Here is a 14,656-nt window from a genome sequence, read left to right on the forward strand (position 1 = left end):
TTGCTCACTCAAGGCCGGTCCGGCCGTCTGGACATTTAGGTCGTCGGTGACGCGCGTGGAGTTCCCGTCGGGGAGTGGCCGATCTGTCAGCACCGGGGTCCAGCAGCGCTCGGAGCGAGCCTGGTCTCGTGGCCAACTCAGCGACGGACTCGACCTCGAGTCCGATCGTCGGATACTCGGCAAGGTACTCCGCGTAGGAGCGCGAGCCGAGCCGCATCCCCAACGAGATCCACGCATCGATCACCGACCACCGCCGTGGATTTCGCGCCGCCCATGCACTTCGGTCGAGCCGACGCTTCCACTCCGCCACATCGACTTCGTCGCAGGCGAAGGCACCGAGGAACTCGGCATACTCCACCGCCTCGCCGCGTACCACGGTGATGCCGCGTCCCAACTCGGCGGTACCGGAACCCCCCGGCAGCAGGCCCAGCAGGCCAGAAGCTGCGGCTCGACCCGTGGTCACCTGTTCGGTCAGTCGCACAGCCGGATAGGCCTGCAACGCCACACACGCATCGACGACCGAGACCAGAATGTCGGCCGAATCGAGGAGTTGGCTCAGTTCGCCGAGCACTCGGGGCAGGCGTACGACCGTGAAGTCGAGGTCGCCCGACGAGCCGGCCATGATCAGTTCCGCCAACGACTTGGATGCCGCGTAGGGATAGGGGGCATCGCGGGGATCGACGACTCGCGGCTCGCCGGCTTCCCCGTTGACGACGTAGGTCGACGAGTGCACCAACCGCGCACCGTGCCTGGCGCACACCTCCGCCATTGTGGAGACGAGTTCAACGTTCGCCGAGCGAAGTTCGCGATAAGGAACCAAGACGTTGGTGTTGCCGATGCAATTGACGACCGTTCGGGCGCCGACGTCTCCGATCAGTGTGTGCAGTTCAGCTGCGCCGAAGTCAGAAGAGATGTGTTCCGTCCGCACCCCCGCGAGACCGGCCAGGGCCGCCCACGGCTCGCCCTCGAGGAGTTTCGTCCGCGCGGCAAAGATCACCTCCGGGCAGTCGGCCCCCGACCGTCTAAGGTCAAGAACTGCTTCGGCGAACCCCGTTCCGAGTATTCCGGAGGCACCCAAGACTAGAACTGTCTCTCCCCCAACGGTTTCCAAGCCTGGAATAGCGCGGGTATGCGGCGTCTGTACGGCGGCGAAGTCACGTTCGATCTGGGCGACGGTGTCAACATCCATCCAAGAGTCGGTGACCGAAGCGTCGTCGACCAGGTGGGCCGCGGAGTCAGCGCTGATCAGGTCCAGGATGGTGAGGTGACGCCTGAGATATGTGCGGGTTTCGGGCAGGATCCTGATCAGGTCCAGCGACCCGATTCCCTCGTCGAGCAATGATGAGTCCGGCCGGATGGGCCGCCCGAGGTGACGACTCCAGATCTCGGCAAGGCCTGCCGCTCTCCGCTCCGTCTGCGCATCTGCTCGAACGGTACCGGTGAACCGGCGTATAGCACGCAATTGTTCACTGTCGGCCTTGCCGTTGGCTTTGCGCGGGATACCGGGCAAGCCCATGACGAAGAACGACGGAACATGCATGCCGACGAGGATGCTTCTGATGCGTATCTCCGCCTCGGGATCGTCACCACCTCCTCGGGTCTGCGATGTCTCGAACCACACCCCCAGACCCCCGTCGTGCAGTTCCACTGCTACATCGGTCACCGCGGGGTCCTCGGCGACACGCCTGGCGACCTCGGCGGTGTCCACCCGCTTACCGGAGATCTTGACGATCGCGTCTCGCCGTCCGGAGAAGACCGGGAATCCGTCGTCGAGGCTCACCCGGTCGGCGGTGGCGAACGCGCGGTGCCGCGATCCGTCGGAGGCGATCACCACACCAAAGCTGTTGCTGCCGAACCCGAGGTACCCGGTGGACACGAGGTCCCCCACAATGACGACTTCGCCGAAGGCAACGATCACCGTGCCGGGCACAATCGGTCGGCCCACCCTGCGCCGAGCGCCGCTCTCGAGGACCGACCCGCCGTAGACCACGGGCAGGTGGGTGACAACGACGGTGGACTCGGTCGGACCATAGGTCGAAACCAGCGAAATCCCATGCGTGGCGACGGACTCGATCCACGTCTCGACGGCTCTGGGTCGAATGAGTTCACCACCGATGACCACCTGCCGAAGACCGGAGCGCTTGATGGCCGCCGTCGCGTCACGGTCTTCGCACAACAGGTGCCACATGGCGGTCGGAAGATCCATGATCGTGGCGCCACGAGTGGCGAGATCGGTTGCCAGCGCGGGCAAATCACCTGCCGTCATCGCCGACGATCGAACAAGCCGCGATCCGCAGAATGCCGCACCGAAGATCTCCTCGACGCTGATATCCGACGTCAGCGGAGCACACTGCAAGACGGTGTCGGCCGGTTCCCATCCGTAGGCGCGCCTGATCGCGGCGCAGAACAACGCCAGCGATCCGTGCGTGACGCGAACCAGCTTCGGCTCCCCGGTGGATCCCGAGGTCGCCATGATGTACGCCGTTCTGGCGGTGAGCATGGGATCGTGTGCAGCCTGCTGAATCCGGTCCTCGACAAGGGTCCAGAGATCCGCGTCGAGGCAGTCGGAAAACTCGGCGGCGGCCACGTCTACGGCGTGCACCGAGCCTGCCTCGTGACTGGCGATCGAGGCGACCCGCAACGGAATCTCGTCCGCACTGTCGCAGACACTGTAACCGCAGCCCGCCAGATGACAAGCGATCAGGAAGTCGATCGTCTTGTCAGTTCCGTCATCGGCGAGCACCACGACATCACCGGGCGCAAAGCCGTTGTGCAACAACCAGGCAACCCAGGGGTCGACGTGACGGCGCTGTTCGATGGCACGCCGGACGTCGGCTGCGGGATCCGCGAACCAGGCGGGCGCCGGGGCGACATCCGACGCGTCGACCGTGTCGCTTCGAGCGAGGGACCCGTCCGGGCCGATCGTCTTCCACTCGCCGACGGTCTTCGCGATCGGCTGATGCCACATCGCCGCCATCGATTCCAGGACCGCGGCGATCCGCGGCGCGACCGGCGGGTCGACGGGGTGATCCGCTCTGTCCCAGATGGCCAGGTGGAGAGTGCGTCGTTCCTCATCCAGGACGCCGGCGACGGTGCGGCTCTCGACCGGGCCGATGTCGGTCGTCACCGGCACCTCGGACAGGAACGGGCGAAGTTCCGGTGCGCACGGCTGGCGGAGGAAGTTGAGCGTCAACGCTTCCACGTGTGATGTCCGGTTGATCGCGAGGTACAGGCGCCGGTAGCGCTCTTCGCGAAGCCACCGGCGTCGCACCGCTTTGACATAGCCCCGGTCCAACTCGCGTACGACGTCTTCCACCGAGGCGAACGCGGGAAAGCGCACCGGCTGGGCAACCGAATTCACCAGGCAGGTAGCAACATTGAGCTCCGGGTCGCCGAACCGGTTGTCGACCGCATGGACAAGCAGACTCTCGGTGCTCTGTCGCAGGCTCGCATCCACCGCGACCGCCGCTGCAGCCATCAGCACGTTGAGTGGGACCTGCGTGGTCTCGGCTACGGTAAGGATCGCATCGTACGCCGCGCCGCAGATGCTCACCAGCTCACGCAGGACGCCCTTCGCAGCGGTGCCGGGCGCATCGCTCGCGGTTTGTCCGTAGCCCCCGTGACCGGCATCCTCGGTGATCTCGCGCTTGGCCGCAGCGGCGAGACGCTGCTCGGACTCGGCTACCCGCCAGGCCTCCCAGCGATGTGCCTCAGCCAGTTTCGTCAAGCCCTCACCGACCGTTGACACGTCATCTGCCCCGCCAGAAGCGATGTGGCGCCCGAGATCGGCCTCCACAATCCCCGTACCGCCCCCGTCGAGCAGGAGGTGATGGGTGTAGGCGTCCAAACCTGCCGCGTGCCCTTGCCCGTCGACCCGCACGGTGTACCGCACCAGCGGGGCGGCGAGGATTCCCGACTGCCATGCGCGTTGGAGTTCCTCGCCTCCACCGCCGATCGGGTACTCGCCATCCGGTTGCACATCCACGATGCCTCGAGCCCGCAGTCGTGGGACCAGATCCGGATAGCGGTAACCTTCCGACGGAGGCTCGAGCACGCATAGCTGGATCGGATTCCGGTCAATCGTCGCCTCCAGCGCTGCCAGCAGCACCGCGAGTTCCATATTCTGGAACCGATACCTGCGGCCGATCAGATACAGGGCGGGATCTCCGTCCTGCAGCACCCCGTTGAAGATGTTCTGTTGGGACTTGCTCAGCCGAATGCGTTGCCCGTCGACGAGGTCAAGCGGGATCACGAACGCCCTCCAGCTCCCTGACCCAGCCCGCGATCGAGAGGTCGTTGGCCAGCCGCCCCGGAACATCGGATTCTCGATCCACGCCAAGGTGTTTCAGCAGCAGGACGAAGCGAACCGAGTCCAGCCCGAGGTCCCGAAGATCGGTGGCATCGCCGTCGAACAAGTCCGATTCGTCGATGTACAGCACCTCCGAGAGCGCGGCGAGGATCCGGTCTCGCTGCGACTCAGCCACGAACAATCGCTCCGACTCCGCCAGCCACCGCAGCGGCCAGTGAAGCCCGCATGACCTTGCCGGATTGAGTCCTCGGAATACTATCGACGATCACGATCGTCGACGGGCGCGCATCGGCCTCCGACTCGCGCCGATAGCGAGCAGCGACGGCGCGTTTGAGTTTGCGCGTCTGCGACTCGTCCATCGTCGTCGAGGGGACCACGGCCAGGCCGACCAGCGCCCCGAACTCCGCATTGGGGATCTCATAACACGCGGCCTCGCGCACTCCCCCGACGTCCTCGGCAATGCGGTCGACCTCGTCGGGGACAACGTTCACCCCACCCGAGATGATCATCTCTGAGGACCTGCCCTTGATATAGAAGAAGCCGTCCTCATGCAACTCCAGCAAGTCGCCGGTATTCACCCACCCGTCGACGAGGACCTCTCCCGTGCGCTGCGGATTTCCCCAGTAGCACAGCATGTTTGCCGGCGATTTGATCCACATCGTCCCCGACGAGGCCGAAGCTCGCCGGCTCGACCCGGTGGGCGGCCCACTGCCGTCGTCATCCAGATGGACCTGGACGCCGGGATAGGGCCGACCGACGGCCCCGGCCTCGATTCTGGAGATCGAGCCTGCTTCGGTCGGCAGGCACAAGGCGGTGCAGCCCGTCTCGCTCAAACCGTAGACCTGAGCGGTTCGCACGCCCGCAGCTTCGACAAAGTCCACATCCGCCGCGATTGCCCGCGACCCACCGTAGCCGAGCAGTCGCAGGCCTGGCGGGACGTCGGCACCCGAGGACTTCAATTCGGAGACCAGCCTTGAAAGAAGGGTGGGCACAAGGCATGTCGTGGCGACATCGTTCCGGACGAGGATCTCGAGCAGAGACGGTGTGTCCTCGCCGCCGGTGATGCACGAGCTTCCCTGGATCAGGCAGATGAGAATCCACCAGAGTCCGCCGACGTGAGTCGCCGGCAGGGGCGAGTACGTCGTTTCGCCGACGACCCAATCGACCCACCCCAGATCCTCCTTCTGGAGAATGTCCGCGATCGCGAAGAAGGTGCGATTTGGTAGTAGCACGGCCTTGGGCTCGCCCGTCGTGCCGCTCGTGAAGATCACGGCCAGCGGGTCGTCGGCACCCTGTTCTACATCGACGGCCAGCAGGTCCGCGCTCAGAGGTTGAGTGTAATCCGTTGTGCTGGAGTCTATCCGCACAACCATGGTTGGTTTCGACCACGGGGCCTCGGGAAGGTCAGAGGGCCCGATCCTGCTCCCCGGAGCGATGAGAGTCGCCGCGGGATCGGTGATCTGTGCGAAACGCTCGACGATCGCAGGTGGCAGGTTGCCGTCCACCATGACTGCGATCGCGCCGAGTTTCGCGCAGGCAAGCACCGACAAATAGGTTTCGGGGCCGTTGTCCGACACTACGAGCACCGGCGATCCAGTCGACACCGAGAGTTCCCGGAGTTCGGCGGCCAGCCGCCCGACCTCGAGTACGAGTTGCCCGTATCGCAATGCGCTCGTCCCGTCGCAGCGACGCAAGGCTACGGCGTCCGGCCTCTGTCTTGCCTGTTCGAAGATCCGTTGCAGCACGGTGGGCGGTGGGTTCGACATGGCGGGTGGTCAGTTTCTTTCCGACGGGCTAAGGGATATTGAGTACGGCGAGTTCGACCTCTCCGCCTGCGGCGCCACCGTCGTCGTCCCAGAACTCGATTGCGCAGGGAACCTTGAGGTAACGCTGGCTTCGCTCGATGACCTCGAAGTCCTTGCAGAGCAGTCGTGCGGAGAAGTCGTGGGCGTTGATCGGCCTCCTGAACCTGGAGGACGCCGTCTTGATCAGCATGCTGGGCAACTGGTAGCTGAAGTAGTCGTCGATCGACCAGCCCACCAGTACCGGTATCTCCTCGTTGAGGACGGCGGGGGCGAACGCGCTGTAGGCCAGTTGGTTGAAGCACAGCAGTAGCTCGACGGCGTTGAAGTGCCCGGTGCTTCGGATATACGCCGATTCGGGGATGCTGAAGTGTCCGTAGGCCAGAACCGAGTTCTCGGTGGCCTTGTACCCTGCGTCGATGAGATAGCGACACCCCTTGTAGGCGTATGGCTCGAGCACCTTGACGAGCAGGTCCTCCGGAATCGGGGCGGTGGCGGCGTGGTCGGTACCGGCCTGTTCGGCGGGCGTCAGGTCGATGGTGCTCATACGGCGTATCCGGGCGTCTCGAGTCCGTCCAACATCGTGAGGCGGTAGGTCGTCAACGTGCCGGACGCGGTGCCGTGGTTGGCCCGGTGCATCAGAACTCGGTTGTCCCACAGGACAATGTCGCCGACTTCGTAATGCTGGGTGTGGATGAACGGCGAAGCCAAGTCGGGATCGAGTTGACCTGTCGCCGCCATCAGTCCGTCGAGGATGGCCGGGTCGAGGATGTTTCCGTCCCTGTCCTCCATTTTGGATGTGCCCGACGCGCAGATGTACAGAATCTCCTCTCCGGTGTGGGGGTGCCTGATCACGGTGGGCCACTTGATCGGTGGGGTGGTCCGGCTGATCTCCGCCCAGACTTCACCGATGGGCCGGTAGACATCGGTGGGCCGGATCTTGATGTGACGCCGAGGATCGTGGGTGGCGAATGTTCCTCTGGCCGGGTCCTGCTGCGCGGGGGGAAGTGACTCCCACACCTTGTTGAGGTCGATGAAGTAGGTCCCCCGGTCCGTTCCGGGAACTGCGAGGGGCAGGACCATGGTGAAGGCGAACGGCTCGGGCATGAACATGTAGTCGATGTGCCAGAAGGCGCCGGTCTTCGGTACGCCCCGGCCTTCCTCGGTCGAGGAGACGAAGATCTCGCGGTACTGCTCATGGTGATACATGGGCTCGTAGTACGGAACGATGTCGCCCAGGACGTTTCCCAGCTCGATGAACTGCTCCGGCGACGGGTGAACGTCTTTGAGGACGACGAGCTTGTTCTGGTAGACGAGTTCGCGGATCTCCTCGCGCGCAATGCTGTCCATGTTGCCGGGATCGATACCCGTGATCTGGGCGCCAAGTCCCTCGCCCTTGACATTGAGTGTCATCTGGTTTCTCTTCTCTTATCCTCTGAGGTGGTCGAATGGCGACGGCCCTGCATTCCAAGGGCAGTCAGGAGTCGTCCACCGGTGGGTCGTCGGCGCCGACTATCCAGGTGTTCGGCAACAGCGGAACGGTGTTGCGTCCGTTTTCGGCAGATCGCTCGGTCAGCCCCGCCGCCGCCGTGTCGGTGCTGACCGCAGCGGCGCCGACAAAGCCGAGCCGCCCCGATCCCTGGTCACTCGCCGAGGTGGATGAGAGGTCGGCCGACGCGGATTCGGCACTGTCCGAAGTGGCTGTGGCCTCGAGGAATTCGTATCGATAGCCGCGCGCACCGGCAGGGTTTCTGCTGACGAGTCGGCTCCGGGTCCGCGACAACGCCGCCGCCCTCGCTGCGGCGACGGCCGCGGCTGCCTCGGCCATGGTGTCCGTCGACCGGGTGTCAGCTTTGGGTCCGGCGCTCACGCCGGGCGGCGCGAAGCTGGGCACCACGTACATGACAGCGATCGACGGCGCAGCAGCGCTCGGGGCGGCCGAAGCCGCGGTGTTCGGCGCGGGATTGCCGGCTTGGGCACCTGCGCCGGGCGCGACCGAAGGCGCCAACGCGACCGCGGCGTTCGCCGGTGAACCGGCCTGCTCGGCAGAGCCGGTCTCGGCGGGTACTGCAACGGGCTCGAGGGCAGGCTCCTGGTCGAGCAGCGGCGCGAGCGCGCTGAGCGCACTGAGAGCGCTCAGGGCGGGAGCGAAGAACGGGAGCAGCAACAACGAGTAGGAGAGGTAGTACGGAATCCAGACGATCTCGTAGAGAACAATCGCGATCCCGGTGAGAACTGCGACCGCCGCAGGGCCGAACCCGAGGTTCTCGAAGAACCGGACGAAGTACTTGTACGGATCGGCGATGAAATCGACGATGTCCTTGATGAGTTGTTCGAACCAGCTCACCACACTCTGCTGGGCGCCCAGCGCCTCACCGCCCCGGGCGAGGATGTAGGGCGTCGGCTCGGTGATGGGTGTCGCCGCCGTCGCTGCAGCGGTGATGGCCTGGTAGGTGGCCATGGTTTCCGCGGCCTGAACCCACATCCGGACGTAGTCGGCTTCGTTGACGGCGATGGGGATGGTGTTGATGCCAAAGAAGTTGGTGCCGACGAGCACACCGTGGGTGACGTGGTTGGCCGCCAACTCGGCCAACGTGGGCATGGCAGCGAGCGCGCCACCGTAGGCCGCCGCGACGGTGTGGTGCTGCACCGCGGCGGTCGCACTGTCGGCGGAGGCGCGCTCCAACCAGGCCAGGTACGGGGTGTGAGCCGCCACATAACGGCTGGCGCTAGGCCCGTCCCAGCTGGTGGCCTGCACCTCAGCCAGCATTCGGGCCAGGTCGGCGGCCGCCTCAGCGTACTGAAGGCTGAGTTCCTGCCATTGCGCGGCGGCAGCGGCCATCGGTCCCGGTCCTGGTCCGGCGCTCAGCAGAGCTGAGTGCACTTCGGGAGGCATGGCCATCCACACCGGGGCTGTCACCGCTACATCTCCTTGTCCGGTCGTCGGGCGAGGCACGGCAAGTCGCCCGCTTCAGGAGAAGTTGTCGGACGAGAAGCTCGAAAAGTTCCCCACCTGACCAAGTGCCGCAGCGGATCTGCTCCGGTCGCGCCGCTAGTACGGTGACTTCATGCCAGTCGTCAATGCCCGACACCTCAGCGGGATCTCCCAGACAGCTTTGCTGACGCTTCACCAGCGAGCCTCGGAGGCAGCCAGGCCCGACGGCATCATCGTTGACCCGGTGGCGATCGCACTACGGGACAGCATTGACTACGACTACCACCACTTCGGCCGTACGCATCAGGCCACGGCTCTGCGCGCCCTGGCCTTCGACCACGCCGCGCTGGACTACTTGCGAGAGCATCCCCACGCCACCGTGGTCGCCTTGGCCGAGGGCCTGCAAACCAGCTTCTGGCGAATCGACAATGGCCATCTGACATGGCTTTCGGTCGACCTACCGCCCATCGTGGAGTTGCGTCAGCAATTGCTTCCGGAGTCGCCCCGACTGCACTACCGCGCCCAGTCCGCGCTGGACTACTCCTGGATGGACCGCGTCGACGACTCCAACGGTGTGCTGATCACCGCCGAGGGCCTGTTCCAGTATCTTCAACGCGACGCGGTCTTCGACCTCATCAGCGCCTGCGCCAAGCGATTTCCCGGCGGCCAGTTGGTGTTCGACAGCGTCCCGCGGTTCTTGAGCACCTATTCGCGGCGTCGCGGTATCAAGCTGAGCAAGCACTACACGGCGCCTCCGATGCCGTTCTGGTTCACCGCCGGTCAGTACGACGAACTGCGCGCGGTCCCCGGTATCGGTGCGGTGCGCGAACTGGATATGCCAACCGGTCGTGGCAGGATCGTGAGCAGGGCCGCGGCCCTGGTCTACGAGCTGCCCGCGCTGCAACGGTTCCGGGCGCCAACGAATCTCGTTGAATTTTGCTGACTGGCAGATCCATACCGGGAGGCCCGAACGGGCGCGCTGCCCGGCCTCATCGGAGCGGTCTGCAACGTTCATGGTCCTACCGGGACATCATTCGCAGGCCACCGGATGGTCGTTCGGTCCGACATCGGAACTACCTCGGCAGCAATCGGTTTCGTCGACGTTGGGACCAGTGCGGCCAGCGCCTCCGACTGGGTCCCGCGGAGCAGCGTCAAACCGGGCACCGGCGGCGCGAGGGATGGCAGGCTGTCAGTCCGGATGGCGCACGCCGCGGCAACCCCGTGCGGGCTCAGCTCGATCGCGGTCCACAACTCGCCGAACGACTGGGACCACAGCCTGGGCAGGGTGTCGGGAAGCGATTCGACGGCAATGCGGTAACCCGCCACGTACCCGTGGACCCCGTCGGCGACCGCGCGCCAGCGTTCCTTCGCTACCGGGCCCAGCAGGTCCGGGATGGCGACCTCGGAAATGGTCACGATCCATCCGAGTTCACGAAGATGATCGGCGAGCCGACGCAGCGTGATCTCGGCGGTCGTACGCAAGGGCAGTACTGCCGAACGTGCTTGCAGGGCAGTGAGATTGGCTGCTGCAGACATGGTCAAACCGATCCATGTGGTGCGCCCCGCCTCGGTGTCGCGGCTGGTGATCCGCAATCCGTCGCAGCGCACACCATAGCGATCGAGGTAACCGCCGATCAGGTCCAACGGCAGATCGGATTGCATGCCGTCGACAACCCGCAACACCACGGTCGTCCGGGCGTCGGCGGGTGTGCGGTCCACCAGTTGGTGCGCCCCGCCACCGCGGCGGCGCCGGAAAGCCAGCGCCAGGCGGCGCCGCAGGATCGTCGTCAGATGCATGCCGCGCCGACTCGCCAACAGCGAAACCACCACCGCGACGGCCACGCCGAGAACCCACCGTTCGCGCACCGTGTGCCACGGGTAGGCCGTCGCGGCCGCCACCACACCCAGGAGCGTCAGCGTGATCCTTCCCGGAGCCGGCGACGGAATCATCACTCCTGGCGCCCCTTTCGTCCGCGGGCCATGAGTGCGGCGACGGCCACCGCCAGCGCCAGCAGCGCGGTGCCGACGAACGCGACATTTCCGGCCGCGTGGTCTGGGCGCGGCACCGCCGCCGGTGCGGCGATCCGGGCCGGGGCGTCAGCGGGCCGACCGGCCTCGACCGGGGTGACTTCCCAGGTCAGCGCAGCAACCGGGTCAACCGTGCCGGCACCCACCAGGTTCGATGGATCCCGAGGGCCGTTGTGCGCGGTCGCCTGCAGTCTTTGGATCACCTGAGCGGCAAGCAGGTCGGGAAATCGACTGCGCACCAGCGCCGCCACGCCGGAAACGTAGGCCGTGGCGTAGCCGGTGCCGTTGAGCGCGGTCCACTGCCCTCGCGGTCCGGGGATCCCGTTCGCCAAACCGCCATCCGGACCGTTGCCGACCGAGACGATGTTCTCGCCGGGGGCAGCGATACCGAGCCATGGGCCGGACATCGTGAACGCCGATGGCTGCCCGGTCGGCGCCAGCGAGCCGACCGACAAAACGTACGGCTGCCACCACGACGGTACCGAGACCGAGGTGACGCCGCCCCAGTTACGCCGATCGACTGGCTCGGTGGATGGGTTGATTGGGTTCGATCGGCACTCGGGGCCGCCGGAAAGTACTGCGGGACCGGTATTTCCCGCCGCAGCCACGATCACCGCGTCCTTGTCGACGGCCGCATAGCGCAGTGCGGCACCGAGCGTCTGCTGATCGAGGGTGGAATCGGCGCGCAGGCAGGTGATCTCCGAGATGGTGATGACCCGTGCACCCAGGTCGGCGGCATGGACGACGGCGCGCGCGAGCGAGGCGATATCGATCGCCGCTCTGAACGCTGCAGGATCGGCGCCCGGCGCTGTGGGCGAGTAGGCCAACGAGGTGTGGCGGATCGACAGCAGGCGGGCAGCGGGGGCTACCCCCGAGAAACCGTCGTCTCCCGGCTGCCCACCGATGATCCCGGCCGCTGCAGTGCCGTGCCCGTCGCAGTCGGACAGTCCGTCGGTGTTGCTCACGTAGTCCCCACCCGGTTCGACGTTGCGAAGTCGCGGGCCTGGGGTGACCCCTGTGTCGATCACGGCGACCGTCTGTCCCTCTCCCCTGGAGAACCGCCACGCTTCGGAAAGATTCAGCAGCTGCTGGTTCGCTGACACCAGGCCGGGCGTGGTCCCCGGAATGACGCCGGTGGTCACACATTCAGTCCGCTGGGCCATCGGCACCGCCGGTCCCGTGCTGTCGACGGGAGGCACTGCGGCGGGATCGACGGACGGCGGACTGACGGCCCACGCCGATGGGCTGATCAACAACGCCACCGCGCCAACCGCGCCGAACTGCAGCGCAATTCGCGTCATCGATCGAGCACCCAGGCGAACAACCCCATCAGATAGGCCAGGACCGGGATCAGCGACGCGTCGATGGCGGAGGCGAGGAATCCGACCATCCTGCGCATCGGCAATGAGTACGTCCCCGGTGCCGCCAGGTGGGGATTTGCGGCGACGATCACGAATCCAGTGGTCAACACGGTCAAGACGGTCAGGACGGACAGGGCGGCCAGGTAGCGCTCGGTGGCGGTGAAAAGCAGCAGAAGGCAGACCGAAACCAGCACTGGTTGTGCCAGCAGCCAGGTCTTGCACGCGGCGGTGTCCCACACCCGCGCACGTAGCACCGCCGCGACAGAAGTTGCGACGACGGTATACCACCCCCACGTACCAGGTGATTCCGGCCGCCCCGCGATGGCCAGCGAGCCGAGCGCCGACAGTATCACCGCGCCCGCGATGAAACCGGTCTGGTGCGCTTCACTGACCTGCACCCGGCGGGGCAGATCCGCCAGCACGCGCATCGCAGGGGCTGACGGCAACGGATCACCCGGTGCCGGGATGACCGGCAGCGGCAACCGGGCCAACAGAGCCGAGAGCTGCGCGGCTTGCACGGTGACCAGTAGCGCCGCGACGAGAAGACCGCAGCCGAGGGTGAACACCGGCAGGTGCCAGACCTCTGCGACTGCCGCGGCCGCCAGTACGGCGGCACCGACAACGGTTGTGGCGGTGAAGAATCCGCCGCCACGCTCCGCAAGGATCGTGCAGATCGTCGACCAGGCCGTCACACCGGCGGCGGCGAGCATGACCTGCGCCGGCCCGAATCCACCCGGCACCGCGAACGCGAACACACCCGCCACCGGCACCAGCGCGACGATGGACACGTCCACCCCCGCGGCGCTGGCCCGCCCCCGCAATACCAGTGGACCGATCACCGCGAGGGCGGCAATCCCGCTCAGGACGAACAGGCTTGTCGCAGAGCCGGTGACGACACGGTGTGCGGCTGCGCAGCCCGTGGCAGACAGCACAAGCGTGAGGACGGCGGCGCGCGCGAAAGCTCGAACATTGGCGATGCCCCATGGCCGCATGCGTGACCGCGAGAAGATGGCGGCCGCGTCGGCGATGTCCTCGACAATGCCCGGCGCGGGAGGTCCGGATGGAACTGGTTGAAGGACAAGGAGATCACCGTCGACCACGCCAACGGTGTCGAGACTGGCGTCCGGTGAGAAAGGCGGCCCGCCGACCGGCGCGAGGGTCAACCGGCGCGGCGTTGCGTCGGCCGCCGAGCGCTCCTCGGCGTCGGCTGGGGGAAGCAGTCGGCGCACGGCTGGCAGAATCTCGCGTACCGGAAGCTCGGCGGGCAGAGCCATGTCCGCGACCCGGCCGTCGGCGAGGATCGCGACCCGCACGATGGGCAGGACTGGGGCGCCGACAGCCGTCCCGGTGATGTCAGTCATGTCGTCGTTCTCTTTCAGCATCCTTGGGTGGTGAAATCGCGGGCCAGATGAGCCGACGGGAACCATCGGCCATCGGGCAGCGGCATGGTGAGGTGCTCGAGCGCGAGGGTGATCGCGAACGGCGTGCCGGGGGCGAACGTGGAGACCCATTCACCGTCGAATGCTCGTGCGGGGCTGATCACGGCGCGGCCGGCGACGGTGTCCACGACCGCGATCCCCACCTCTGTGGTCTGCTGCCGGGTGTCATGACGCTCACCGGCCACCACCTCGACATAGCTGCGCGGACCGCCGAACACGGACTCGACAAACAGCCGAGCCGAGTCGGGGATACCGAGGTAGTCGATCACACCCGACAACTCGGCCCCGTCGCGTAGATGCCTGTCGGCCCTGACGCCAACCGCTGCGGGCAACGCGAACTCGTCGAAGCGTGCGGGTGGGCGCCCCGGCAGTCCGGCGGTCACAACGGGCACCAGGTGACGTGACTCGTCGATGTGGAGCTCACTGAAAGCGACCAGCCCCGCATTGCGCAGGGCGACTACCGTCCGTTCGCCGCGGCGTGCGACGATGCCGCGCAGCAGATCCCGGGACGACGTCGCACTGCCCGCGTACCGCAGCTCCAGCCATCGTTCGGGATGGCACACAGTGTGGATCCATTCCCGCACCACCGGCGCGATCCGGCCGGCGGTGATCACACCAAGGCGCGTCAACTCGGCCGTTTGTCGCCTCACGAAGTCGGCGCGATCGGAGCCGTCCCGGTATGGCGGGGTGATCGCCAGCACCCACGGGAACGTCCCGCTACCGAGGATGTCGCCGATGAACCAGGCTGACTCGACGGTCAGTTCGACTGCGTCAGGCACCAA

Annotated in this window: 11 protein-coding genes; 1 reads left to right on the forward strand and 10 read right to left on the reverse strand. The window is 66.2% G+C overall.

Annotation, left to right across the window (positions count from 1 at the left end; translation table 11 throughout):
- Positions 1–4 precede the first annotated feature (4 nt).
- The 6 genes from K9U37_RS17725 to K9U37_RS17750 form a co-directional block, all read right to left on the reverse strand.
- Positions 5–4,252 carry an AMP-binding protein gene (locus K9U37_RS17725; RefSeq protein WP_243072810.1) on the reverse strand — a complete coding sequence of 1,416 codons (4,248 nt, stop codon included), beginning with the start codon at positions 4,250–4,252 and terminating at the stop codon, positions 5–7.
- Entirely contained in the window at positions 4,239–4,484 is a 246-nt protein-coding gene (locus K9U37_RS17730) for an acyl carrier protein (RefSeq protein ID WP_243072811.1), read from the reverse strand. The genes K9U37_RS17725 and K9U37_RS17730 overlap by 14 nt, the downstream gene beginning before the upstream one ends.
- Positions 4,477–6,075 carry a fatty acid--CoA ligase FadD10 gene (gene fadD10, locus K9U37_RS17735; protein WP_243072812.1) on the reverse strand — a complete coding sequence of 533 codons (1,599 nt, stop codon included), beginning with the start codon at positions 6,073–6,075 and terminating at the stop codon, positions 4,477–4,479. The genes K9U37_RS17730 and fadD10 overlap by 8 nt, the downstream gene beginning before the upstream one ends.
- Before the next feature lie 28 nt (positions 6,076–6,103).
- A complete protein-coding gene (locus K9U37_RS17740) occupies positions 6,104–6,658 on the reverse strand; it encodes an FcoT family thioesterase (protein WP_243072813.1) in 555 nt (184 codons plus the stop codon).
- Entirely contained in the window at positions 6,655–7,524 is an 870-nt protein-coding gene (gene scoE / locus K9U37_RS17745; RefSeq protein WP_243072814.1) for a (3R)-3-[(carboxymethyl)amino]fatty acid oxygenase/decarboxylase, read from the reverse strand. The genes K9U37_RS17740 and scoE overlap by 4 nt, the downstream gene beginning before the upstream one ends.
- 64 nt (positions 7,525–7,588) lie before the next feature.
- Positions 7,589–9,013, reverse strand: coding sequence for a PPE family protein (locus K9U37_RS17750; RefSeq protein ID WP_243073444.1), 1,425 nt, complete (start codon positions 9,011–9,013; stop codon positions 7,589–7,591).
- A 166-nt stretch (positions 9,014–9,179) separates the two neighbouring features.
- Here K9U37_RS17750 and K9U37_RS17755 point away from each other — a divergent pair, with 166 nt between their 5' ends.
- Positions 9,180–9,989, forward strand: coding sequence for a class I SAM-dependent methyltransferase (locus K9U37_RS17755; RefSeq protein ID WP_243072815.1), 810 nt, complete (start codon positions 9,180–9,182; stop codon positions 9,987–9,989).
- Positions 9,990–10,057: 68 nt separating this feature from the next.
- On the opposite strand, the gene eccE is transcribed toward K9U37_RS17755, so the two are convergent.
- The 4 genes from eccE to K9U37_RS17775 are packed head-to-tail and all read right to left on the reverse strand — an operon-like array spanning position 10,058 to position 14,653.
- Complete coding sequence (gene eccE, locus K9U37_RS17760; RefSeq protein ID WP_243072816.1) at positions 10,058–10,996, reverse strand: type VII secretion protein EccE; 939 nt, start codon at positions 10,994–10,996, stop codon at positions 10,058–10,060.
- Entirely contained in the window at positions 10,996–12,375 is a 1,380-nt protein-coding gene (mycP, locus tag K9U37_RS17765) for a type VII secretion-associated serine protease mycosin (protein ID WP_243072817.1), read from the reverse strand. Before mycP ends, eccE begins: the two co-directional genes overlap by 1 nt.
- Positions 12,372–13,796, reverse strand: a complete 1,425-nt coding sequence (gene eccD, locus K9U37_RS17770; protein ID WP_243072818.1) for a type VII secretion integral membrane protein EccD — start codon at positions 13,794–13,796, stop codon at positions 12,372–12,374. The genes mycP and eccD overlap by 4 nt, the downstream gene beginning before the upstream one ends.
- A 14-nt stretch (positions 13,797–13,810) precedes the next feature.
- On the reverse strand, positions 13,811–14,653 hold the full coding sequence (locus tag K9U37_RS17775) for an ESX secretion-associated protein EspG (RefSeq protein ID WP_372489532.1): 843 nt from the start codon (positions 14,651–14,653) through the stop codon (positions 13,811–13,813).
- Between the last annotated feature and the right edge of the window lie 3 nt (positions 14,654–14,656).

Origin of the sequence: Candidatus Mycolicibacterium alkanivorans (genome assembly GCF_022760805.1) — a bacterium.
Taxonomy (GTDB): Bacteria; Actinomycetota; Actinomycetes; order Mycobacteriales; family Mycobacteriaceae; genus Mycobacterium; species Mycobacterium alkanivorans.